Source organism: Psychromonas sp. MME2 (assembly GCF_040566515.1).
Classification (GTDB): domain Bacteria; phylum Pseudomonadota; class Gammaproteobacteria; order Enterobacterales; family Psychromonadaceae; genus Psychromonas.
The window spans coordinates 114501-136870 of the sequence record NZ_JBEWXI010000007.1 but is presented as its reverse complement, the minus strand read 5'-3'; the positions used below and the strand labels follow the sequence as shown (position 1 = coordinate 136870).

The 22370-nt window shown below is 40.0% G+C and carries 24 protein-coding genes; 14 read left to right on the top strand and 10 right to left on the bottom strand.

The annotated features are described in order from the left end of the window. The first annotated feature begins 160 nt into the window (after window positions 1-160). From AB1A03_RS07660 to AB1A03_RS07615, 10 genes are all read left to right on the top strand, one after another. On the top strand, window positions 161-496 hold the full coding sequence (locus tag AB1A03_RS07660; RefSeq protein WP_354624069.1) for a hypothetical protein: 336 nt from the start codon (window positions 161-163) through the stop codon (window positions 494-496). An 8-nt stretch (window positions 497-504) separates the two neighbouring features. Continuing rightward, entirely contained in the window at window positions 505-663 is a 159-nt protein-coding gene (locus tag AB1A03_RS07655; protein WP_354624068.1) for a DUF3012 domain-containing protein, read from the top strand. 282 nt (window positions 664-945) lie between these two features. Further along, window positions 946-1482, top strand: a complete 537-nt coding sequence (locus AB1A03_RS07650; RefSeq protein ID WP_354624067.1) for a flavodoxin — start codon at window positions 946-948, stop codon at window positions 1480-1482. A 57-nt stretch (window positions 1483-1539) separates the two neighbouring features. Continuing rightward, the gene (gene modA, locus AB1A03_RS07645; protein WP_354624065.1) at window positions 1540-2301 is read left to right on the top strand and encodes a molybdate ABC transporter substrate-binding protein; all 762 of its coding nucleotides are present in this window, start codon (window positions 1540-1542) and stop codon (window positions 2299-2301) included. After that, window positions 2301-2969: a molybdate ABC transporter permease subunit gene (gene modB, locus AB1A03_RS07640; RefSeq protein ID WP_354624064.1), complete on the top strand. Its 669-nt coding sequence runs from the start codon at window positions 2301-2303 to the stop codon at window positions 2967-2969. The genes modA and modB overlap by 1 nt, the downstream gene beginning before the upstream one ends. 1 nt (window position 2970) lies before the next feature. Continuing rightward, window positions 2971-4044, top strand: a complete 1074-nt coding sequence (modC, locus tag AB1A03_RS07635) for a molybdenum ABC transporter ATP-binding protein (protein WP_354624063.1) — start codon at window positions 2971-2973, stop codon at window positions 4042-4044. A gap of 54 nt (window positions 4045-4098) precedes the next feature. Then, window positions 4099-4722, top strand: coding sequence for a nitrogen fixation protein NifQ (locus AB1A03_RS07630; RefSeq protein ID WP_354624062.1), 624 nt, complete (start codon window positions 4099-4101; stop codon window positions 4720-4722). Window positions 4723-4752: 30 nt separating this feature from the next. Next, the gene (gene cowN, locus AB1A03_RS07625) at window positions 4753-5043 is read left to right on the top strand and encodes a N(2)-fixation sustaining protein CowN (RefSeq protein ID WP_354624061.1); all 291 of its coding nucleotides are present in this window, start codon (window positions 4753-4755) and stop codon (window positions 5041-5043) included. A gap of 375 nt (window positions 5044-5418) precedes the next feature. After that, window positions 5419-5787, top strand: a complete 369-nt coding sequence (locus AB1A03_RS07620) for a 2Fe-2S iron-sulfur cluster-binding protein (protein WP_354624059.1) — start codon at window positions 5419-5421, stop codon at window positions 5785-5787. A 208-nt stretch (window positions 5788-5995) separates the two neighbouring features. Continuing rightward, the gene (locus tag AB1A03_RS07615) at window positions 5996-7183 is read left to right on the top strand and encodes an ATP-grasp domain-containing protein (RefSeq protein WP_354624058.1); all 1188 of its coding nucleotides are present in this window, start codon (window positions 5996-5998) and stop codon (window positions 7181-7183) included. 217 nt (window positions 7184-7400) lie between these two features. Here AB1A03_RS07615 and nifM read toward each other — a convergent pair whose 3' ends face one another. Genes nifM through nifU form a run of 6 tightly spaced genes read right to left on the bottom strand, consistent with a single transcriptional unit; the run spans window position 7401 to window position 11964 of the window. Further along, window positions 7401-8261 carry a nitrogen fixation protein NifM gene (nifM, locus tag AB1A03_RS07610; RefSeq protein ID WP_354624057.1) on the bottom strand — a complete coding sequence of 287 codons (861 nt, stop codon included), beginning with the start codon at window positions 8259-8261 and terminating at the stop codon, window positions 7401-7403. Continuing rightward, window positions 8246-8755, bottom strand: a complete 510-nt coding sequence (locus tag AB1A03_RS07605) for a nitrogen fixation protein NifZ (protein WP_354624056.1) — start codon at window positions 8753-8755, stop codon at window positions 8246-8248. The genes nifM and AB1A03_RS07605 overlap by 16 nt, the downstream gene beginning before the upstream one ends. Before the next feature lie 14 nt (window positions 8756-8769). Next, window positions 8770-9888 (bottom strand): homocitrate synthase, encoded by a 1119-nt coding sequence (gene nifV, locus AB1A03_RS07600; protein WP_354624055.1) that lies wholly within the window; start codon window positions 9886-9888, stop codon window positions 8770-8772. Between the two features lie 12 nt (window positions 9889-9900). Beyond that, complete coding sequence (gene nifS / locus AB1A03_RS07595; RefSeq protein ID WP_354624054.1) at window positions 9901-11103, bottom strand: cysteine desulfurase NifS; 1203 nt, start codon at window positions 11101-11103, stop codon at window positions 9901-9903. A 14-nt stretch (window positions 11104-11117) separates the two neighbouring features. Next, entirely contained in the window at window positions 11118-11327 is a 210-nt protein-coding gene (locus tag AB1A03_RS07590) for a NifU family protein (protein ID WP_354624053.1), read from the bottom strand. After that, complete coding sequence (nifU, locus tag AB1A03_RS07585) at window positions 11305-11964, bottom strand: Fe-S cluster assembly protein NifU (protein ID WP_354624191.1); 660 nt, start codon at window positions 11962-11964, stop codon at window positions 11305-11307. Before nifU ends, AB1A03_RS07590 begins: the two co-directional genes overlap by 23 nt. A 447-nt stretch (window positions 11965-12411) precedes the next feature. Here nifU and nifB point away from each other — a divergent pair, with 447 nt between their 5' ends. The 4 genes from nifB (at window position 12412) to glnD (ending at window position 17755) form a co-directional block, all read left to right on the top strand. After that, window positions 12412-13905, top strand: coding sequence for a nitrogenase cofactor biosynthesis protein NifB (gene nifB / locus AB1A03_RS07580; RefSeq protein ID WP_354624052.1), 1494 nt, complete (start codon window positions 12412-12414; stop codon window positions 13903-13905). 1 nt (window position 13906) lies between these two features. Then, window positions 13907-14101, top strand: a complete 195-nt coding sequence (locus tag AB1A03_RS07575) for a 4Fe-4S binding protein (RefSeq protein ID WP_354624051.1) — start codon at window positions 13907-13909, stop codon at window positions 14099-14101. 181 nt (window positions 14102-14282) lie between these two features. Continuing rightward, window positions 14283-15071, top strand: coding sequence for a type I methionyl aminopeptidase (gene map / locus AB1A03_RS07570; protein ID WP_354624050.1), 789 nt, complete (start codon window positions 14283-14285; stop codon window positions 15069-15071). A 68-nt stretch (window positions 15072-15139) separates the two neighbouring features. Further along, the gene (gene glnD, locus AB1A03_RS07565) at window positions 15140-17755 is read left to right on the top strand and encodes a [protein-PII] uridylyltransferase (protein ID WP_354624049.1); all 2616 of its coding nucleotides are present in this window, start codon (window positions 15140-15142) and stop codon (window positions 17753-17755) included. Between the two features lie 211 nt (window positions 17756-17966). On the opposite strand, the gene AB1A03_RS07560 is transcribed toward glnD, so the two are convergent. The 4 genes from AB1A03_RS07560 to AB1A03_RS07545 form a co-directional block, all read right to left on the bottom strand. Then, window positions 17967-18212 (bottom strand): hypothetical protein, encoded by a 246-nt coding sequence (locus tag AB1A03_RS07560; RefSeq protein ID WP_354624048.1) that lies wholly within the window; start codon window positions 18210-18212, stop codon window positions 17967-17969. A gap of 384 nt (window positions 18213-18596) precedes the next feature. Continuing rightward, entirely contained in the window at window positions 18597-18860 is a 264-nt protein-coding gene (locus AB1A03_RS07555; RefSeq protein WP_354624047.1) for a hypothetical protein, read from the bottom strand. Next, window positions 18857-19138 (bottom strand): hypothetical protein, encoded by a 282-nt coding sequence (locus tag AB1A03_RS07550; RefSeq protein ID WP_354624046.1) that lies wholly within the window; start codon window positions 19136-19138, stop codon window positions 18857-18859. Before AB1A03_RS07550 ends, AB1A03_RS07555 begins: the two co-directional genes overlap by 4 nt. A 459-nt stretch (window positions 19139-19597) precedes the next feature. After that, complete coding sequence (locus AB1A03_RS07545; protein ID WP_354624045.1) at window positions 19598-22363, bottom strand: EAL domain-containing protein; 2766 nt, start codon at window positions 22361-22363, stop codon at window positions 19598-19600. Window positions 22364-22370: the final 7 nt, after the last annotated feature.

Below are 22370 nucleotides of genomic sequence, written 5' to 3'. Positions count from 1 at the left end.
ACTAACTTTAACACACATAACACATCAAGTAATTGCATTTTAAGTGGCTAATTTTCACTCGCGTCATGTTAATATGAATTTAATCAATAAAATTAAACAATTACCTTAATGAGTAAGAAAGGCGATAAAATAAACTTGTTATTTGTAGTAGGAAGAATCAATGAGTAAACCATTAAAAGCGCTATTACTATCAGCATTAATATATCCAGGCGCGGGACATTTTTTTATCAGAAGCTATAAAACATGCCTTGCTTTGGTCACACTTTTTTCAATATCGCTTTTTTTTGTCATTACAGATATTGTTAATCAAGCTAATATCATTATTGAAAGAATTATCAAAGGAGAGATACCATTAAATCAGGAAACCATCAATGAATCGATATTAGCATTGAGTTCTACAGAACAACAGAATGCAAATATACACCTTTATTTAATGTTAATAATCTGGATTGCCGCCATTGTCGATGTGTATCGAATAGCCAGAAAAAATAATTAGGAAATCAAATGCATAAATTTATTAGTTTATCTTTTCTCATTATCTTTATTAGCGCTTGCTCACCTAAAGTAGGTAGTGAAGCATGGTGCACCTATATGAAAGAGAAACCTAAGGGGGATTGGACACTTAATGAAACGAGTGATTTCACTAAAAACTGTATATTATAAACGATACTTAAATTCTGTAATGCTTATTCTCATTACAGAATAATTTTCATTATTGAAACGCGTCACGCCCCTATTCCACAACACTCAAAATCGCCTCTCATTTTTGTTATAACCCATACAATTGTACCTCTTGTCTTAAATCCAACAATATAAAACCACTTTTAAAAAAAATTAAACAATAAAAATCAATAACTTAATTAAACAAAAAATCTCACTGAGTAAGGCATGTATTGTGCACCTAATGCAAATATGAATCAGTTTTAATTTATTAGGAGAAGTGAAATGGCTAAAACAGGAATTATATTTGGAACCGATACGGGGAAAACACGCAAAGTTGCAAAACTTATCTACAGCAAACTTGATGATGCAAGTGTAGGTAAACCTATCAATATTAATCGCTGCACCGTCGATGAGCTACTTGCATACGATAACCTCATCATTGGCACGCCGACTCTCGGTGAAGGCGCCCTACCGGGATTATCTGTTGATTGTGAAAGTGAAAGCTGGGAAGAGATTGCAGCAGAACTTGAAGAAGCGGATTTTACTGGGAAAACCATTGCATTATTTGGTCTTGGAGATCAAGAAGGTTACCCCGATGAATTTGTTGATGCTCTGGGTGAGCTATACGATATCTTTTCAGGTTCAGGCGCGACCATCATCGGTCGTTGGCCTAGTGATGGTTATCAATTTAATAACTCAACGGCGCTTGATGGCGATGAATTTGTGGGTTTAGTACTTGATTTAGATAATCAGGCAGAGTTAACCGATAACCGTATTAGCGAATGGTTAGCGATAATCAAACCTGAGCTTGGTTTATAAGCGTACACCTGCATATGGCGCTTATTCAAAAAGCGCCCTTCATTTAGGTTTAAACATATGAAAATATTTAATAAAAAAACAATTTGTGCCTTGATATTTTCTCTCTTTAGCCACTATACCCTCGCACAACAAGTGATGATTGCGGTCGCTGGAAATTTCTATAAACCATTACAAGAAATAGCCGCTAAATTTGAACAACAAAGTGGCCATAAAGCATTATTGTCGGTAGGCTCAACGGGGAAACTCTATGCTCAAATTGTTAACGGCGCCCCCTTTGATATTTTTATCGCAGCAGATCAATTAAGACCCGCCAAATTAGCAGAGCAACATTTAGCACTCAAAGAAACGCAATTTACCTATGCGCAAGGACAACTGGTACTTTGGTCAAAAGATCCAAAACAGATTGATATTCAGGGTAAAATATTAAGCACCAATGAACTGAACCATTTGGCTATTGCTAATCCGAAAACGGCCCCCTATGGTGCAGCAGCGATAACCGTATTAAAAAATATGGGGCTTTATGAACAATTAACCCCTAAATTAGTACTAGGGCAAAATGTAGGGCAAAGTTTTCAACAAATCAGTTCCGGTGCAGTAAAACAAGGCATCATCGCCCTATCGCAGATACTAGATAACGGAAAAATAATAGGGGGTTCAAGTTGGATAATACCAACTTCTCTTTATTCGCTTATTAAACAAGATGCGATTGTGCTTAACAAAGGTAAGCAAAATAGTGCTGCCATTGCGTTTTTAGATTTCCTAAAAAGCCCTGTATGCCTAGAGATTATTCGCTCCTACGGCTATAAGGTTGGTGCTTAATGGCTGATTTATCAGTGATTTGGCTAACCTTTAAACTAGCAACTATCGTTACCTTTATTCTATTATTGTTAGCTACACCATTGGCTTGGTGGTTATCACAAACAAGCTCAAAATTAAAACCCGTTATTGGCGCACTCTTTGCGCTGCCATTAGTGTTGCCGCCAACGGTTTTAGGGTTTTATCTGCTCCTGTTACTGGGTGCTAATGGTCCTATTGGTCAACTCGCCGCATTCTTAAATCTAGGCCCGTTACCCTTTAGTTTTGCAGGCATTGCGATTGCCTGTGCAGTTCACTCCCTGCCCTTTGTCGTACAACCACTACAAAATGCCTTTGAAGCCTTTGGTAAACGCCCTTTAGAAGTGGCTGCAACGCTGCGTTCAAGTCCCATGACAACCTTTTTTAGCGTCGCTGTGCCACTCGCTAAACCAGGCTTTTTCACTGCCGCGATAATGGGCTTTTGTCATACCATCGGTGAGTTTGGTGTGGTGTTAATGATTGGCGGTAATATTCCCGGTAAAACGCGCGTTTTATCCATCGAAATTTATAACCACGTTGAGGCAATGGAATATACCCAAGCACACTGGCTCGCAGGTGGCATGATGCTGGTTTCATTTATCGCATTACTGCTGATTTATTGGCTTAATTATCAATCACAATCAAGGCGCTAACATGAATAAAATTAATGCCCATTTTATGGTTGATCGTGACAACTTTAAACTGGATGTCAAACTACAGTTATCAGGACAGGGGGTATGTGCCCTTTTTGGTGCATCGGGCTCAGGAAAGACCACCTGCCTTCGCGCCATGGCGGGGCTTGAAAAATTACCTAATAGTTATTTTTCATTGGGTAATACTGTTTGGCAGGATTCTAGCCGCAATCTATTCGTACCTGCCCATAAGCGTAATATCGGTTACGTTTTTCAAGAAGCGAGCCTCTTTGCGCATCTCAATGTACGCGACAATATCAATTTTGCACTTAAGCATATTGCGCCAAATAAACGTAAAGTCGATTTTACTCAGATCTGTGAACTCCTTGCTATTAGTAATTTATTAGATCGCCCAACCAGTGCATTATCGGGCGAACGGCAGCGTGTCGCTATCGCTAGAGCATTACTCAGCTCACCTGAACTATTGTTAATGGATGAACCATTATCCGCTTTGGATAATGGCTTAAAACAGGAAGTTCTGCCCTATCTACAGCAATTACAACAATCGCTATCCATTCCCATTATCTATGTCAGCCACTCGCCCGATGAAGTCGCACAGTTGGCCGATGACATTGTTATTATCGAACAAGGGCATGTGGTTAAACAGGGCCATTTACAAGACGTCATGCTCGACCTCAGCAATGGCGCAATATTTAACGATGGTGGCAGTAGTTTACTCAATGCACAAATCATTGCGCAACATGATGATTACCTAACCCAATTAGCCGTTGGCTCGGTGAATTTATTCGTTGCACAAATAGATAAACCGGTACTCAGTCAACTTCGTATTCGCATCTATGCGCGTGATGTTAGCATCTGTTTGAGCCAACCTTGCGATAGCTCGATTATTAATTTGCTCAAGGCAAAAGTGATCCACATCGTTGAGAAAAAGCCGCCAGGAGAGTGCACCATTACCTTGCAGCTATCAGAACAACACTCTATTTTGGCTGCGATCACCTATGCATCAAAGCAACGTTTGAATTTAAAAGTTGGCGATGCCGTCTGGGCACAAATAAAAGCTGTGGTTATTTTATGACGCGACTTGCAGCACTGTTTTACCTAATAGAACAAAAATTAATAGAGGTGATATATGCAAAAAAATGCCAATTACGATGAATATAGACATATCGGGGAGAGACCTATTATTTTCCCCTTTAGCTGTAGTGTCGACCTGTCTGCACTTAACCAAATATTTTTCAAACAAATCATCTCTGCACAGCTCACAGGGAAAGCTGCATTGCCGCATGGCCTTGGACTTGATAGTGCCAGTTATAATGAAATAGTAAAAAAACTTAACTGCACTGAGATTAATGCCTTAGAGATACAGTGGCAAAAGTCAGAACGGAGCATCATCCATCAACGCGCAGAAATACAGGAAGAGTTATTGGGACTAAGGGGAGAAGAACGTAATGAGTTGGTAAATTTATTAGCAAATGACGCAAACCAAGAGATTAGTGATGCTATGCAAATAGCCATTATCGTTGCCACGGCGTGCTTAACTTCATTCCACTTATGGAGCAGCTTAGGTTTACAGGATCGCGCACAGCTTGGCTCTCTACTGAAATATAACTTCCCAGCACTACATGCCAAAAATAAAAATAATATGCGTTGGAAACGCTTTTTCTATCGCTGTTTATGTGAGCAAGGAGGCGATTACATCTGCAAGGCGCCGACCTGTGAAGCATGCCGCTCTTATGCTGAATGTTTTGCATAATAATCAGTTACGCTACGACAAGGAGTTAAAATGAACAATCATGAAACAGAAGCAGATCGTTATCACTCATTCTGTGGCATTCAATGTGATAGCAATGCCAATCAGCTGATTGCTATGTTAGAAAAAAATATCAGGGAGGGTAAGGGAGATAAGCAGTGGCAGCACTACTTTACCATCAAAAGAGCAGTACAAATAAAATTAAAACACGATAATTTACACTTTATCGGTAATCAAACGAATACATTATATGAGTACTTTGAACAGTGCCAAGATGAGACTGCCATGCAGTTACTCTACCAAATAGAACAAGAATGCTGTTAATTTTCCTAGCTCACACCACTAAATTAAATGTACCTGTAATAACACGACAAAATTGTTAACAATAAAGCACTTTGTCGTCTTTATCATAATAGAATGTATCGAGTAACAAGCGATGGCGGTTATTGCAATAAATTGTCGACTAATGGATGTAAAAAAAAACAGCAGACAAAAAACATAACAACATGATATTAAAAAGAAAAACCACACCAGCAAAAAAGAAAACCCGCTCAAAAAAACACTTATGCAGATCAATAATTTTACTTCCTTATGGCTTATGAATTGCAAATCTCCTCTCTATCAATTGACTTAACTCATTTCACTGAGAAAGATGACATTGATACTGCGCAATTATTCATAATAAAAAGGAAACATAATATGGCTACAGTCTACTTTTCATCCCCCATCATGCGTAAAAATAAAAAAGTGACCCCCATTGTCGGTAAACGCGATGCTCTACTTGGGCTTGCTGAAGAAAATGGCGTTAACATTCCCCATGAATGTAAAGACGGTCGGTGCGGCTCTTGCTTGGTGGAGGTCACTCACCTTGATGGAGATCATATCAAAGGCGCAATGTTAACCGACAAAGAACGCGAGGGCCTTAAAAATATTGGTAAACTATCTGAAAAGGATGCACAACGCGCATCGGTCGCCGATATGCCACCAAAATTTCGCTTAGCCTGTCAGGCTATTGTCACCGATGAAGATATTTTGGTGAAATTTACTGGTGAACCTGGCGGTGCATAATGGCAACTAATCTTCTATAAAATAGTTAATAAAGCAGGATAGATAACTGTCCTGCTTTTCTCTATAAAATAAACCGAATAATGACATACAAAATAACAATGCAAATGCGCGCATAAAAACAGATTAATTTTTCATTATTAGCTCGACTTATTAACACAACTCTGGCATTTTGCGATCTTTCAATCATGGCGATATTTGGAGATCCGCTGTGTCTAACTGGATTATATTAATTGGTGGTCGTAGCGCCGCTTTAGAAGCGGCATTAGCACTTAACCTAAAGGTCTTATTAATTGCCGAACCGACTACTCCCAAGCGAGTATTGGCCAAGGCAGATCAACATCTTGCTATTTCCTTAAGAGCACCTTTTCAAGAAATTTTATCAAACACACTACCGCTTTTAGCAGATAACCATCCGCTCGCAATCATTGCAGCCACGGAGCAAGGGGTTTTACCCGCGGCACAATTACGTGAATATTTTTCTATTGACGGGCAAGATGTTAACAGTGCCAGAGACGCATTAATTAAATCGAAAATGAAGAAACGCTTTAAACATGCTGGTCTCCCCTGTTGGCCAACGGTCGAGGTAAAAAGTGTTGAACAAGCATTACATATTGCACAACAATATACCTATCCACTAGTAGTAAAAGCGTTAGCCTCTTCAGGTAGCCGTGGGTTTCGCATTATAAAAGATAGAGCGACTCTTCGCCGGGTCGTAACAACAATGCTAGAAAGAGCCGACTACGGCGGTGTTGGCATTGAACCCTTTTGTGATTTAAAAGAGTGCAGTGTCGAATTAATTCTACACAATGGTAATATCATTTTTAGTAATGTAACAAATTACTTGATCGCATCAAAACTGAATTTTTTACCCGCTAAATTCCCCCAAGCGTTGAGCGATAAGTTATTAACACTTTGTCATGATGTTGCCACGACCTTTAATTTTAAACAGGGTATGTTACACATTGAATTTTATTATAGTGACAGTGAATTATGGTTAGGAGAAGTCAATGCAAGGCCACCGGGAGGTGGGCTAATGGAGTTGATTGAACTCGCCTATGATTTTAATCCCTGGGATCTCTTTATTCGCAGCTACCTAAAAGAGCCTTTACAGCGGATTACTCAAACTAAAAAATATTACGCCGCGAACTGGGTCATTCACCCCGGAAAAGGGATCGTTAAAAACATATCGGGTATTGATGATATTGTTAATCATCCCCTTACAAAACATTTTTCACTTAAGTTAAAAGAGGGACAGACAGTATATCGTCGTGAAGGGACAGGCTCATCCGTTGGCAATTTAACTATGTGCTCAAAGGATCATAACAAACTGACTAGAGCGATTTTAACCAGTACGCAAATACTGCAAATTGAGATGGAAAAAGAGCAAAAAATATAAAAGGAGATGCGGACTTATCTCCGCACTCTCTAACACAGATAAAGCATTAATTAATACCAATTCCGGTAAGTATGTGATCTAAATTTTGCGTAGGAAAAACAGCTTAATTCAAGGCGTAATTTGACGTAAATGGTTATTCCCTTTGCGAAAATTACAACGCAGCAGTAAGTTGTTTTAACCAGTAAAATAGATTAGCTATTTATCGGAATTGGTATAACTAGGCGGTAACAAGCAAACTACTCAGCCATTTTCTCTCACACTTTTTACGTCTGTGTGCATTAATTTGCGCCTGAATAATGGGAACGGCATCATCTTGTGATTGACGGCTGGCTGGAATAATTTCATGACAGAGTAAAAGATGGAGGCCGATTTCCGTCTCAACGATGCTACTGATAGTCTCCTCTTGCATCAAAAAAAGCACCTTATCCAATTCAGGATAGAGTTGCCCACGACTCACTGTTCCAATTAAACCATTATTTAATGCCGTCGGACACTCTGACTCACTTAAGGCAATGGTTGCGAATTCTCCGAGATTATTCATTAATTGAGCGCGTATATCCGTTATTTTTAACATCACTGCGGCTCTTCTATTTTCAGGAAATTGATCATTAATAGTGATCAAGATATGACTCGCCTTACGTCGCTCTGGATAGCTAAATTTGTCACTATTATTTTGATAATAATTTATCGCCTCCTGCTCGGTCGCAGCTGGGTAATCTCGACTCTGTGCATCGAGTACCTTTTCGCAAAGTAAATCTTGAGAAATAGCTTGGCGTAATTGTTGTTCACTTAATCCTTGTAGCTGCAGTGACAACTGATAACTTTCTCTGTTGTCAAATTGCTCCTGTAGCGTCTCAACCACAAAGTCCACCTCTTTATCTCGCACTTTGTAATCCTTTGCAACATCGCTTTTCAACACCAAGGTTATTAATTTTTCTGCGGCTTCGGCTTGCTTCTGGATTGTCGCAGAGCTGCTTTCATCAAGCGATTCAGGGCCGACTTGAAATTGATGATAGGCCAATTTAATGCGTTGATAAGGTAAACAAACACGACTATTATTTTTCACATTGGCGCACATGATTTGCTCTCCATCATTAATGTCTGCGTCACCACAGAATCGTTTTCACTAAGCTGTAAAACTGTCTCCGGTATCAACCAAGTGTTTGTCTCTAGTCCATTAGCTCGGCGAAAAGAGACGCGGTACTGCAAAGGCTTTTGCTCACTATCTAATCCTATAACAGTGCCACTATCCCCAGCCATCACCACCACTTCGCCTTTACTTGTTAATGATTTTAACGAAATAATGCTATCACCCCGTTCAAATAGCCGTTCACTCCAAGGCGCTTTGACATCGGCAAGCTCCGATTCTCGACAACCGACGCTCACTCCTTGCTCCATAAAGTGGACTTGATAAATAACCTGATCCTGCAAAAATTTCCCCACTCCTTTTATATACCCCACACTGCCTCGGCGGATCAATAATGTACCGCGATCACTTCCCATAAAAGTGCCGTCATTTCTTATGTTTCTGATAACACGGACTTTGTCACCATAATCAAATTTTGCTTGCATAATCGCTTCCCTTCCTACTCAGTCGTTAATATCGTATCTCTGATGGTCAGTAATTCTTGATCCGATGGGTTTCGCTTACAACGAATAGCAAATTCCTTTACCGCCCCAAGCAAGCGCCCTGCTTGCACTTTATTCAATGTCACGCCAACACCTTCAAATACCGCTAGTACCGCACCTAGCCCAGAATGTTTACCCAAAACTAGCTTATGATTTCGCCCTAGTAGTTGAGGATCAACACCTTGATAATTGCGGATATCCTTAAGCAGGCCATCAACGTGTATTCCCGATTCGTGGGTAAATACTTGCTCACCCACTAAACTTTTTTGCAGCCCAATGGTACGCCCTGCCGCTGCAGAAACTGCTTGGCAAAGCGCAGGCAGACAATCTAAGCGAATTCCAGTCGACTTCCGGTAACATTGCTCTAAAGCGGTCACCACTTCTTCTAATGCTGCATTACCTGCTCGCTCACCCAAACCAACAACCGTGGTATTAGCAAAAGCAGCGCCCGCTTTTATCGCAGCTAAAGTATTGGCCGTTGCTAGACCAAGGTCATCATGACAATGAATTTCAATCTCTAAAGGTTGGGCTTGCGTTAATAAGTTAATTTGTTCATAGGTTGTGAAGGGTTCTAATATCCCCAATGTGTCGGCATAACGTAAACGTCTCGCGCCAGCACGATGTCCGACAATTCCTATTTCAATTAAAAAATGGATATCCGCCCGTGATGCATCTTCGCAGCCAATACACACTTGTAATCCAAGTGAAATAGCATAGTGAATACTTGCCTGCAGACGCTCTAATAGCAGCCTCTTATTACTATGCAGTTTATGCTTAATCATCTGATCAGAGCTGGGAATGGAAATATCTATCCAATCAAGTTGCAGCTCGGCAGCACGTTTAATCTCGGCTTTGTTCAATCGACACCACGCCATCAATGTAGCATCGGGTAATGCTTGGCGAATTGCGGCTATGGTCAAACACTCCTCTTCTCCCATCGCAGGAATGCCCACTTCTAAATGAGTCACACCTGATGCCACCAGCATTTTAGCTAGGTTAACTTTCTCTTGCAGCGTAAAGGAGACACCTGCAGTTTGTTCGCCATCGCGTAGGGTTGTATCGTTTATCGTGACCATAAGTATCACCTTTTAGGCAAATGCGGGTTCAAATGCTTCTATTACCACTGGCTTTCCATCTTGCCAGTAAGGAGACAATAGGCGCAGCTTATCGATAATAGATGGCACCACCTCAATCACTCGGTCGATATCTCGCTCCGTGGTATATCGAGAAAGAGAGAAACGGATAGTGCCATGGGCCGCTGTAAATGGAATGGACATCGCCTGCATCACATGTGAGGGCTCCAATGATCCAGAGGTACAAGCACTGCCACTCGATGCAGCAATACCATATTGATTGAGCAGCATTAAAATAGCTTCACCTTCAACATATTCAAAGGCGATATTCGCCGTATTAGCGGTACGATTATCGGGGTCGCCAGTCACGAAAGCGTGGTCAACGCTGGCTAATATGCCCGTTTCCAACTTATCGCGCAGTGTTCTCACTCGACTATTAATCGTCTCTAGATGCAATTCAGCCTGTTCCGCCGCCACTCCGAATGCCACAATAGCCGCCGTATTCTCAGTGCCAGCGCGGCGTCCACGTTCCTGATGCCCCCCACGTAGCAGTGGGCGATAGCGTACGCCACGACGTACATAAAGTGCCCCTATACCCTTTGGTGCATGGAGTTTATGGCCTGAAAAGGAGAGCATATCAATGCCCGAATCCTGCACTTCAACGGGTACTTTACCAACAGCTTGTACCGCATCGGTATGAAATAAAATCCCTTTCTCTTTTGCCATTGCCGCCATTTCCAAAATAGGAAAGAGTGTCCCCGTTTCATTATTCGCCCACATGACAGTCACTAACGCGGTGTTATCGCCAAGCAATTTTTGATACTGGTCTAAATCTAAGCGCCCTTTTTTATCTACCTTCAACCAATGAATGGTGTATCCCTCAAGGGCAAGTTGTTCACACACTTCCAAGGTGGCTGGATGTTCAACTACGCTGGTGATGATCTCTTTTTTATTGGGATTTGCTTTTAAAGCTGAATAGATTGCCGTTGTCGTTGATTCCGTTGCACAGGAGGTGAAAATCACCTCTGTTTCATGTAAAGCACCAATTAAATCGGCAACTCGGCGACGCGCTATTTTAAGCTGAGCGCCCACTTTATCGCCAAAACTATGGATAGAAGAGGGATTACCAAACTGCTCGGTGAATAGCGGTAACATTGCTTCGAGTGCCATCGCATCCACTTTAGTCGTTGCATTATTATCTAAATAAATTTGTTTCATATTGGCATCCTCTTCTAACTTACATGTGCTAAGTGCGCAAGATCTTGCAACTCTTGCGGTTCATGCGTGAGCGGCTCTTGGTTAACAACGGGAACGGCAAAACCTAATTTTTCACTGATTTGATCCTGTAACCAACCGAGGGTGATATCCGTCATCATGCAGCCCGTACAAGCACCAGATAGACTCACTGTTATTAAATTCTCACTGGCATCCACCAAACTCATATCCCCCCCCATCGACCTGTAAATAGGGGCGTAAGTTAGTGATAATTTCCTGGACTTTTTGCGTCAGTGAGTCCATTTTTTGCGGCACTATATCTACCATTGGCGCTGCAACATGACCCGTTGCCGATGGGCATGTGCCCTGTTTTTTTGCCATCACAGCATCAATTACCCGTTCTATTTTTTCATGGCACCCCGTACAAGCTCCGCCCGCTTTGGTATAGTTGATGACATCATCAATAGTAGTCAGCGCATGTTTTTCAACGGCTCTGGTTATTTTTCCTTCATCGACGGCAAAACAGCGACAAATCAATTTGCCCTCTTCATGATCATCAGCCTTTAATTCGATACCACGGTAGTTAGCAATCGCCGCTTCTAGCGCTTCTTGTCCCATCACCGAACAGTGCATTTTTTCCGCTGGTAAGCCACCGAGGTAATCAACAATCTCTTGGTTGGTCACTTGCTCTGCTTGCGCAACGGTTTTACCAATAATCAGTTCTGTTAATGCCGATGAAGATGCAATCGCACTACCACAACCAAAGGTTTGGAAACCGGCATCTTCAATAATATCTGTCTCTTCATTTACTTTTATTGTTAAGCGTAATGCATCACCACAACTAATAGAGCCAACATCACCAATACCATTGGCATCACTTAATGCTTTGGCATTTCTTGGATTAAAAAAATGATTCTTTTACTGTTTCTGAATAGTTCCACATATACACCTCTCAAATAATCAATTCCATATTGCATTAACTAATTGCAAAACTCAGACCAAACAAAACAACCTTAAAATTCAAGAACTTAAGAAAATCAAAACAGAAAAGAATGATGACATACAACAGGCTTATGTGAGCTTTGTCGGTTATGGTACACAACGTAAATAATACAAAATGAGGGATTAAAATGGATTATGTAAATTTTCCTACAATTGTCTTCTATAACACCACCTAACTACTCATAAATTTATTACAAAAACCTTTCAAGAAAAATAAACCACTATTTATCAACAACTTGAATCAACAGCGTGTAATGGTACAAAGATTGCAATTTAGCTAGTAATCATTCTTTCTAGGTAGGCAATATTATGGATAAAATAAATAAAGAGATGAAAACGGACACAAAACACAATAGCCGTCCAAGCTGTAAAACGAAATGTGAGAGTGATCTACTTAGCTCTGATATTAAACTAGCACAATCGGCGGATAGTAGTTCGTCAATGGCTTTGCATCAGTTGCAGAAAGTATCGCAACACCCCTGCTATTCAAATAATGCCCACCATAAATATGCACGAATGCATTTGGCCGTCGCCCCCGCCTGTAATATTCAGTGTAATTACTGTAATCGCAAATATGACTGCGCCAATGAATCTCGCCCCGGCGTCGTCTCTGAATTACTGACGCCTGAACAGGCATTATTAAAAGCACAAGCCGTTGCCAAGGCAATCCCACAGCTCTCGGTTATTGGTATCGCCGGGCCGGGCGATCCCCTTGCAAATCCAGTGCGTACCTTAAGTACATTAGCCTTGATCCGCGAGGCGATGCCCGACATCAAGCTTTGCATATCGACAAATGGCTTGGCCTTAAGTGAGCATGTTGATGAATTATTAAGACTTGGTGTGGATCACGTTACTGTCACTATTAATGCATTAGATGAGGTCATTGCCGCACAAATCTACAAATGGATTTATCTCGATGGCAAACGTTATGAGGGAGTTGAGGCGGGAAGAATGCTCATACAACGGCAGATGGAGGGCCTGCAAGCACTCTCTAAAGCCGGCATCTTAACCAAAGTAAACTCAGTATTAATACCGGGGATCAATAATGCCCATCTACCCGAACTCAGTAGAGAGTTAAGACGTAACAATGTTTTTCTACATAACATTATGCCTCTAATTAGCAAACCCGAACATGGCACCCATTTTGGCCTCACGGGGCAAAGAGAGCCACTAGAAGCTGAGCTAGAAGCGGTGCGTGAAGCATCGGGCGGTAACGTACAACAGATGAAACATTGTCAACAATGTCGTGCCGACGCAGTTGGCATGTTAGGTGAAGATCGAAGCAGTGAGTTTCAGGTTAAAGATCTACAGGATACCCCTGCCGATTACAGTGAAACCATGCTTGCTCGTAGCCGTTTTCAATCGGCGATCGCCAGTAAAGGCGCCTCCGAAAAACAAGCTTCATTTATTGTTGCCATCGCCAGTGAAAATAGCGAACAAATCAATTTACATTTCGGCCATACCGATTGCTTTAAGTTATACCTGATCACGGAAAATGAACAACACTATCTTGGCGAACGGCGCATTAAACGCTACTGTTCGGGCAGTGATGAGTGTGATGATAATAGTATCTCAGGCCATAACGACAGCTTAAGCAACGCCATCAAAGCATTGCATGGTGTCACTCTGTTATTATGTTGCCGTATTGGCACTGATCCACAACAGGCTTTAACAGAGGCTAACATCCTAGTGGACGTCGATTACGCCTATCATGCTGTGCCAGAGGTACTACCGACTCTATTCTCTAAATATAAACAACTAGCACAAAAGAAATGGCAACAACAACTCTGTAAGGAAGCGTAATATGGCCCTACAAATTGGTAAAAAATGTTTTTCTTGTTACGCCTGTGAAACGGTCTGCCCTGAAGAGGCAATCAGTCAGACCAATAATATCTTTAGCATTAATGCAACTTTATGCAGTGAGTGCCAAGACTTAGCAACACCGCGCTGTATCGCTATCTGCCCTGAAGCTGGCGCGATAACAAAGGTAGAATCATAATCAAGAATAGATTGAGATGTTAGCAAGGAAGCAAGCCTTACTAACATCTCTTCGCCTGCCACAGGAAAATCACACCGCTATTTCCCTAACAATAAAATGGTCTAACTTCACTGGCTTCATGGTGATAAATTCTTTATAGTTATCCTTTCAAGATTCATACAACAAAATAGAGTAGAGATAGATGGCTGGAATCATTAAAACGGCGGAAGAGATCGAAAAAATGCGCATTGCAGGGCAACTTGCTGCAGATGTACTAACAATGATCGCACCTTTTATTCAAAAAGGGGTGACGACCAATGAATTAGACAAACGTTGTCATGATTTTATTGTCAATGAACAACAAGCGATTCCTGCACCACTTAACTACCATGGTTTTCCAAAATCAATCTGTACCTCTCTCAACTATGTGGTTTGTCATGGAATCCCTAATGATAAACCGCTCAAAGAAGGTGATATTGTCAATGTCGATATCACCGTCATCAAAGATGGCTATCACGGCGATACATCACAAATGTTTGTTGTGGGGAAAGCGACTATTTTAGCGGAGCGTTTAATTCGCGTTGCTCAAGAATGTTTATATATTGGCATTAATCTAGTTAAACCTGGCGCAAGACTAGGAGATATTGGTTCTGCTATCCAAAAACATGCCGAAAAACACAACTACTCCGTGGTTCGAGAATATTGTGGCCATGGTATTGGCGCAGGTTTTCACGAAGAGCCACAGGTTTTACATTACGGCAAAGCGGGTACTGGTGATGTCATCAAAGCAGGTCAATGTTTTACCATTGAACCTATGATTAATGCAGGTAATAAAGCCTGTAAAGTACTAAGAGATGAGTGGACCGTTGTCACCAAAGATAAAAAACTCTCTGCACAGTGGGAACATACGCTATTAGTAACAGAAACGGGTTGTGAAATTCTCACACTTCGCCCAGAAGAAACTATCCAACGTATTATTAATCACGACTAAATATAACAGTATGACTATACCGCTATTGCTCAATAGCGGTGACTTGCCTATGTGGTATCGAGGAAAATATGGATTTTGAGACACTCTCCCCTGCTAATATCAGTGACGATAAACTTACCCTTAGCTATTTAAAAAACAACCTCAAACAATTTCAACAATGGCAGATTGACTGTTTCAAAGCGCAACAGGATATTACTGAAATCGTCGCTTGCCGTGCTAATTATATTGATCAACTACTGATTCGATTATGGGACCATTTTGCACTCAATGAACTCTATGATTTAACCCTGATCGCCGTCGGAGGTTATGGGCGTGGTGAGTTGCATCCAAAATCTGATATCGACATATTAATTCTCTTTAAAGAGAAGCTTGATAAAGAGACAGAAAATAAAATAAGCGACTTCATCACACTACTATGGGATCTTAAACTTGATATCGGACACAGTGTACGCAGCTTAAAAGACTGCGTTGAACAGGGGCAAGCAGATATCACCGTTGCCACGAGTATGATCGAAGCGCGCTATATCAAAGGAAATCAAAACGTCTTTGATAAACTCACCGAACTTGTTGAAAATAAAAACTTTTGGCCATCAGATCGATTTTTCACCGTGAAACGTGAAGAGCAAAAAACGCGTCATTGCAACTGTCGTGGTGATGGCTATAGCTTAGAGCCCGACATTAAAAATGGTTGCGGTGGCATGCGCGATATTCAAACTATTGCTTGGATAGCCAAACGCCACTTTAATGCACAAAGTTTATTAGAGTTAACCAGTTACGATTATATAACCCAAGGTGAATATCGCGAGTTAGTTGATTGCCAAAGACAGCTTTGGTCGATTCGTTTTGCCATACACACCGTCACCAATCGGCCTGATAATCGCCTTCTGTTTGATTTTCAAAATGATGTAGCCACTTTCTTGGGCTATACCGGAAAATTTAATCAAGCGATTGAGCAGATGATGAAGGCGTTTTATCAAACCATTCGCCGCGTTAAAGAGCTTAATGAAATGTTACTACAATATTTTGATGAAGCTATTTTAGGCAGCAATATTGAAAAACAGAGTGAACAAATTGATAACCACTTTCAACTGCGTGGTGACATGATTGAGTTAACCACCCCATCATTGTTCAATGACCAACCTGAATCTATTTTACAGTTGTTTTTGCATGTTGCAGAAGATCCTCGTATCAAGGGGATCTATTCACCGACCATGCGTAAATTACGTGAAGCAAGACGCTGTTTGACACAATGGTTACAAAATATCCCTGAATGCCGCACCATTTTTATGCGCATCATCAAACACCCCAAAGGAATGGGCCGCGCTTTTACGCTAATGTATGAACATGGCGTACTCGCTGCTTATATTCCACAGTGGAGTCGTATTGTTGGGCAAATGCAGTTTGACCTATTTCACGCTTACACCGTCGATGAGCATACCCATAAACTGATTGAAAATATCTATAACTACCCTGAAAGCAAAGAGATACATCCGCTTGCCAATGAAATTTATCACTATTTAGAAAAACCCGAGCTGCTCTTTTTAGCCGCCATTTTTCACGATATCGCCAAAGGGCAAAAGGGCGATCACTCCACACTTGGTGCAATGGATGCACTGGCATTCTGTGAATTACATGGGCTCAATCGCCATGAAAGTAAATTTGTCGCTTGGTTAGTGGCTCATCATCTTATTATGTCTGTCACAGCTCAACGCCGAGATATCAGTGATCCACGTGTGATTGTTGAATTTGCAACCGTCGTTCGCGATGAAAAACAGCTAAACTATCTCTTTTGTTTAACCGTTGCTGACATCTGTGCCACCAATGAAGAGACATGGAATAGCTGGAAAGGCACCCTATTACGTGATTTATACTACAGCACCTTAAAAATGTTACGAAGAGGATTGGAAAACCCACCGGATATTCGCGACCGTATTCGTGATCGAAAACAAAAAACCTTAGGCTTACTAGCTACATACGGCATAACAGAGGAGGAGGTAAAACCACTCTGGAAACGCTTTAACCTGTACTATTTTTTCCGCTACAAATCAGCGCAAATCACTTGGCATACGGTCAATTTATTAAAACATCAAGACCATAGCCAACCAATGGTGCTAATTAGTGATCAAAATGAACGTGGTGCAACGGAAGTCTTTGTTTATCATAAGGATATGCCATCACTCTTTTCCTCAGTGGTGACTGAAATTGATAACAAAAAGCTCAGTGTCCATGATGCAAAAATACTCTCCAGCCGTGACGACTTTTCATTAAGTACATTTACCGTGCTAGAACAAGATGGCGAACACATCGATCCCGATAAAATACAGCGTCTTAAAGAGGCGATAGAAATGGCACTCATTGCCCCTGAAAAGGTCAATATGCAACAAACTCGCTTAGCACGGGTTAAAAGGAAGTTTAAATTTGAACCCGAAATCACCTTCCTACCAACGCGTCGCAAACGCACACAAATTGAATTAGTTGCCTTTGATGCACCGGGTATATTAGCCAATATTGGAGAGGTGTTTCGTTGTAGTGGTTTAGTACTTGATACCGCCAAAATCACCACCATTGGTGAACGAGCAGAGGATCTATTTATTGTTTCAACGTTGGATGGCAACGCATTAACCGAAGAGCAAGAGATTCGCTTAAAAGCGCAGCTAATAGCTGAACTAAGCCCTGAAATATAAGGCTCTCCCAAACGACCTTGCTTGCTCTGTGGATTCATTTCACGGGCAAGTTTACCCTTCTGCAACAACGTAAAAGGCAATACTAATACCAATCCGCATAAGCATCTGATCTATCTTGTTGGTTAAAATAATAGATAACAACGTTGCATTCCATCGTAATAGCGCTATTACTCAATCATGCGAATTGCTATAACGCTTCTCAATTAATGAACTAATTCACTTCATTAGTCATCGATTGTTGTTGTTCCACACTTTTCACATATAAGGTGTCTAGAAAATCATCCATTGCAGCAATAAAAGGGCCGACCATCAACCCTTTAATTAAGCCTGCAATGAATTCCTTTCTCTTACGGTTTTTCACGTTTTTAAAAGGATTGGGCTTCCTCACTAACACCAAAATATGGTGTGTACTTGCTGCGCATGATTTACAAAAACACATTTCCGTTTGCTTTAACACAAAAGCTCCTTTTTTAAGACAGTGAGGTTGTAGAATTTCTTATTACCTCCCTAGTTATATAGAAAAATAGAATAACTCACATTTAATTGATAGTAAATTGATAATTTAACTTTTCAACTGCAGTGATCTTTTTCCTATTCAAAACGTAAATATAAACGACTTTTGCAATGCATTGAGATAACAATGTTTGATTATTATTTACAGCAATTGGAACAATCCGCTGCTAAAGTAAATGTATAATACCAATCGGATTAAGTATGTGATGTAAATTTTGCGCAGGAAAAATGGCTTAATTTGAGACGTAAGTTGACGCAAATGGTTGTTCCCTTTGCGAAACTTACAACAAAAAAGTAAGTTATTTTAACCAGTAAAATAGATAGGTTTTTAATTTATAATTTGAGTGAAATTATTATCAAGAGATATGGATGAATGTCTTGTTTCAACCGTTTCGCCAAGGTTTGAACCAGACTTTTGACCAAAATATAATTTTTCACTATCAATATAAATTAAAGTGTAATTCGGAGAGAAATCTCGATTACCTGAATTATAAATAAAAATTTCATTTAGACCATTAGCTTCTATACTTTCTTCACTTATTACTTTACCTGTAATTTCAAATTTCGAGATATCTAAAGTATCAAACATCATTGAGTCACATTCAGTATCTGTTGGATGAAAATACTATTAGTTCGATAAGTGGATCTCAACGAAGAATCTATGCTTAGCTTAATCTTGACATTCCAAGCTTCTTTTAACTCGTCGCGCGATAATTTATTATAAGGAGAGCATTCTTTTTCCCAATATGTATTAGATAACTTTGCTATAGGGTCACTTTTTGACGTTTCAGTAGCACTATCTCCGTCAGAGCCACCACAGGAAAACAAGAATATTGACGAAAGAGCAATGGTAATCGTTAAATTTTTCATTTGTATTCCATAATTTGATAAAACCTAACAAGACAGTGTAGTATATCTTTTCAGCCTGATAATATTAAATAAAAAGCACGAAAACTCATAATTTATGAAATTCAATTAATTATTTTTTTCATCACGGACTGATAAAGTGATACTGAAGATTTATATCGACATGCTGAAAATTCAACAATAGCATGTATTGAACTGAAGTGCCTTAGTGCTATGTTAAACGAATATGCACAATAGTTCCGTATCAATTAATTAAAGCGATGAATAAAATAAAGGGGGCGATAAAAATTATCCCCCTTATTTATTTGTAGTAGCTCAGACTTTTTCTCTATTGCAGTACCATGGGCATCGCAATTCACATCAGCATCTGCTCTATCTTATTGGTTAAAAAAATAGAAAACAGCGTTACATCATTTTTCCTCAACAAGCTATGCCCATCATATTATGCGAATTGGTATCACGTTAACATTTTACCGGTTTTTCTATTCCATACCCCTGCACATAATCAACCCCAATCTCCTCAAGCAGGTCACATATTTCTTGATTTTCTACAAATTCTGCGATTGTTTTTATATTCATCATATGTGCGATGTCATTAATTGAACGAACAATTGCAAGATCCGTTTTTTCAGTCACTATATTTTTAACAAGGCTCCCATCAATTTTTAAATAATCTACGGGCAAATTTTTAAGGTACCCAAAGGAAGATACACCGCTACCAAAATCATCTAAAGCAAACTTGATACCCAATCCCTTCATTTCATGAATAAACTCTAAAGCTTGTGATAATTGCGATATAATCGCGGTTTCTGTGATTTCAAAGCAGATTTTTTGTGGTTCAATCGAAGAGTTCCTTACCAACTGCAGTACGTTGTTAAAAAACTCTTGATTACTTAAACTAATGCCAGACAAATTAATCGAAACAGTGGTATTTTGATCAGGAAAAAACTGTTGATAGCGTTCAAAAATAGTTGTTAATACCCAATTATCTATAAGACCAATGACACCATGTTTTTCTGCTGCGGGAATAAATACCCCTGGTGGCACCATATCACCATTTCTATCACAATAACGTATTAATATCTCATAATGAGGGGCATCCCCCGTGCTATTATCCAATGGTTTAATCAACTGTTTAGCAAGATAAAACCTTTTCTGCTCAATCACTTGACTCACATTAGCAATATACCCCATCTGTAATTCATCTGCATATAAGTTAGCCCCAGAAGAATCAGCAATATAAACCCTACCGCGGCCTAAATCCTTCGCTTTATAACAAGAAAGGTCCGCTTTACTTAGGAGTTCGGTAGCCGTTAAGCCTTTACAAATGGGTACAGCGCCAATGCTCACTCCCACATCAAAATAACGATCATTCCAATGGTATTTATAATTCGATACATTTCGAATAATCATTTCACAGATGGATTGCACTTCAACAGGTTGTTGCGCTTTAATAATCAAACCGAATTCATCACCACCAAGTCGCCCTAAAGTATCTGTATCCCCTATTGCATTCGCAATTACCTGCGCCACTTCGGCAAGCATAGCATCACCAATTAGGTGTCCGGCAGTATCATTAACCAGTTTAAAATGGTCTAAATCAAGAAAACAGACAAAGGCAGTCACTTTATCCCCTGACTGCTCTTTCACCACTTCTTTTAATTTTCGATTAAAATTACTGCGATTAATTAAATTTGTTAATGAATCATAATCAGCTTGATAGGCAAGTTGTTGAGATAGTTTTAGCTCATGTGTAACTTCTTTGTAAATACCTCGATAGCCTAAATATTGAAATTTATCATTAAACAAAGGTTTACCTTTAACCATAAATACCTTAACGTCATGGTCAGCAGATTTGACTTTAAAAATAAGATTATCCAAAGCTACCTTGCGGGCCAACGCTAGGTTGTAATCAGCCCAAGGAAAGTCAAATACTTTCTTATTTTCAAATAGCAAATCAATTCTATTTCCAATCATCTGCTGGCTATCAATACCAAAAGCAAGTTTTGCATCACCAGATAGATAACTAATACAATTGTCTACATTTGTTTCCCAAAAAATATTCGCACCAGCATGGGCTAAATCTTTATACCGCGTTTCATTTTCCAATAGAATACGGCGATTATGTATCCCGCGACGAATAATTTCCGTTAATAGAATAATCACGATAATAAAGACAATAAATGCAATGCCGACCAACCACACAATCAATTTATACTGCTGATAAAAAGTTCGCTCCTGATTAATAAGTTCACTGTTTAACGGCAAGGGCATTGTTGATAAATGGTGATAATTTTTAAGATTTTCCCAATTAAAAATCCAACGGCTCTTGGCTTTCGTTATCGCTGGAATATCGGAGATACTTACACCAGCTAAAAGCTGCTTAATCATTAAAGCAGCTCTTGCTGCATGTTGCCGCCCATCTAGCTCGTGCGCACCAACCACTCCATAATCTAATGTTGTAATAGCAATGGTATATACGGGGTTAGTTATACGATCAGTCACCGCCTTTACACCATCATTCCAGCTTAATAAAGCATCATTAAGCGCTGGGCTGACTAACTGCCCGATTAATAACACGGGAATTTTTTCACCAATCCCCTGAAAAGATGCTGTAATAGTCGTGTCTTTCAAATCATCAATAATGGTGACTTTTGCCGGTGATTCAGGGTGGTTTTTGACTTGTTCAATTTTCCAAACATTTGCTTTTCCAGCCTCGGATTGATCTGTTATCACCACCACGTGGTTTTGCCCAGTGTGATTTTTTATATCTATCAACGTTTGACCAATATCTCTATTTTCAAAAACCCCTGTCATGTTAGGCTCATTGACTAACTCCTCTGATACGCGGTTTATGCCTAAGAAAACAATCGGCACTTCAGGAAAAAAACGAGAACGATTGGCTCGAATTAAACTAAGAGCTGCATCATCAGAGATAACTAAAACATCAATGACGGTATTTTTGTATTTATCGCGGAGATAGTTGATAAACAACGAACGAAATTCCTCTTTTGGATTGGGGAATCGCTTGGCATCCATATACTCATGAAATAGACGGGTATCATTATCGTCTTTAAAAGCATCATTAAACCCCTGCTTTAAAAAACTGGTCCAACCATGTTCACCATGATAAGAGTGAATGAATAGCACATTATTAATGGCACTTGCGGGGCTTGATAGACTAAACAACAATAGTATTGAAATATAATAAAAGAAACAATGTCGCATATTTATA

Bases quoted from the DNA above. Each gene is read 5' to 3' on its own strand.
- nifS (WP_354624054.1), bottom strand. From the start codon at position 11,103: ATGAAACAAATTTATTTAGATAATAATGCAACGACTAAAGTGGATGCG.
- map (WP_354624050.1), top strand. From the start codon at position 14,283: ATGGCTGGAATCATTAAAACGGCGGAAGAGATCGAAAAAATGCGCATT.
- nifM (WP_354624057.1), bottom strand. From the start codon at position 8,261: ATGTGCGCCAATGTGAAAAATAATAGTCGTGTTTGTTTACCTTATCAA.
- modC (WP_354624063.1), top strand. From the start codon at position 2,971: ATGAATAAAATTAATGCCCATTTTATGGTTGATCGTGACAACTTTAAA.
- AB1A03_RS07545 (WP_354624045.1), bottom strand. From the start codon at position 22,363: ATGCGACATTGTTTCTTTTATTATATTTCAATACTATTGTTGTTTAGT.
- AB1A03_RS07660 (WP_354624069.1), top strand. From the start codon at position 161: ATGAGTAAACCATTAAAAGCGCTATTACTATCAGCATTAATATATCCA.
- modA (WP_354624065.1), top strand. From the start codon at position 1,540: ATGAAAATATTTAATAAAAAAACAATTTGTGCCTTGATATTTTCTCTC.
- AB1A03_RS07655 (WP_354624068.1), top strand. From the start codon at position 505: ATGCATAAATTTATTAGTTTATCTTTTCTCATTATCTTTATTAGCGCT.
- AB1A03_RS07650 (WP_354624067.1), top strand. From the start codon at position 946: ATGGCTAAAACAGGAATTATATTTGGAACCGATACGGGGAAAACACGC.
- cowN (WP_354624061.1), top strand. From the start codon at position 4,753: ATGAACAATCATGAAACAGAAGCAGATCGTTATCACTCATTCTGTGGC.
- AB1A03_RS07590 (WP_354624053.1), bottom strand. From the start codon at position 11,327: ATGAGTTTGGTGGATGCCAGTGAGAATTTAATAACAGTGAGTCTATCT.
- AB1A03_RS07620 (WP_354624059.1), top strand. From the start codon at position 5,419: ATGGCTACAGTCTACTTTTCATCCCCCATCATGCGTAAAAATAAAAAA.
- AB1A03_RS07575 (WP_354624051.1), top strand. From the start codon at position 13,907: ATGGCCCTACAAATTGGTAAAAAATGTTTTTCTTGTTACGCCTGTGAA.
- nifB (WP_354624052.1), top strand. From the start codon at position 12,412: ATGGATAAAATAAATAAAGAGATGAAAACGGACACAAAACACAATAGC.
- modB (WP_354624064.1), top strand. From the start codon at position 2,301: ATGGCTGATTTATCAGTGATTTGGCTAACCTTTAAACTAGCAACTATC.
- glnD (WP_354624049.1), top strand. From the start codon at position 15,140: ATGGATTTTGAGACACTCTCCCCTGCTAATATCAGTGACGATAAACTT.
- AB1A03_RS07630 (WP_354624062.1), top strand. From the start codon at position 4,099: ATGCAAAAAAATGCCAATTACGATGAATATAGACATATCGGGGAGAGA.
- nifV (WP_354624055.1), bottom strand. From the start codon at position 9,888: ATGGTCACGATAAACGATACAACCCTACGCGATGGCGAACAAACTGCA.
- AB1A03_RS07555 (WP_354624047.1), bottom strand. From the start codon at position 18,860: ATGATGTTTGATACTTTAGATATCTCGAAATTTGAAATTACAGGTAAA.
- AB1A03_RS07550 (WP_354624046.1), bottom strand. From the start codon at position 19,138: ATGAAAAATTTAACGATTACCATTGCTCTTTCGTCAATATTCTTGTTT.
- AB1A03_RS07605 (WP_354624056.1), bottom strand. From the start codon at position 8,755: ATGCAAGCAAAATTTGATTATGGTGACAAAGTCCGTGTTATCAGAAAC.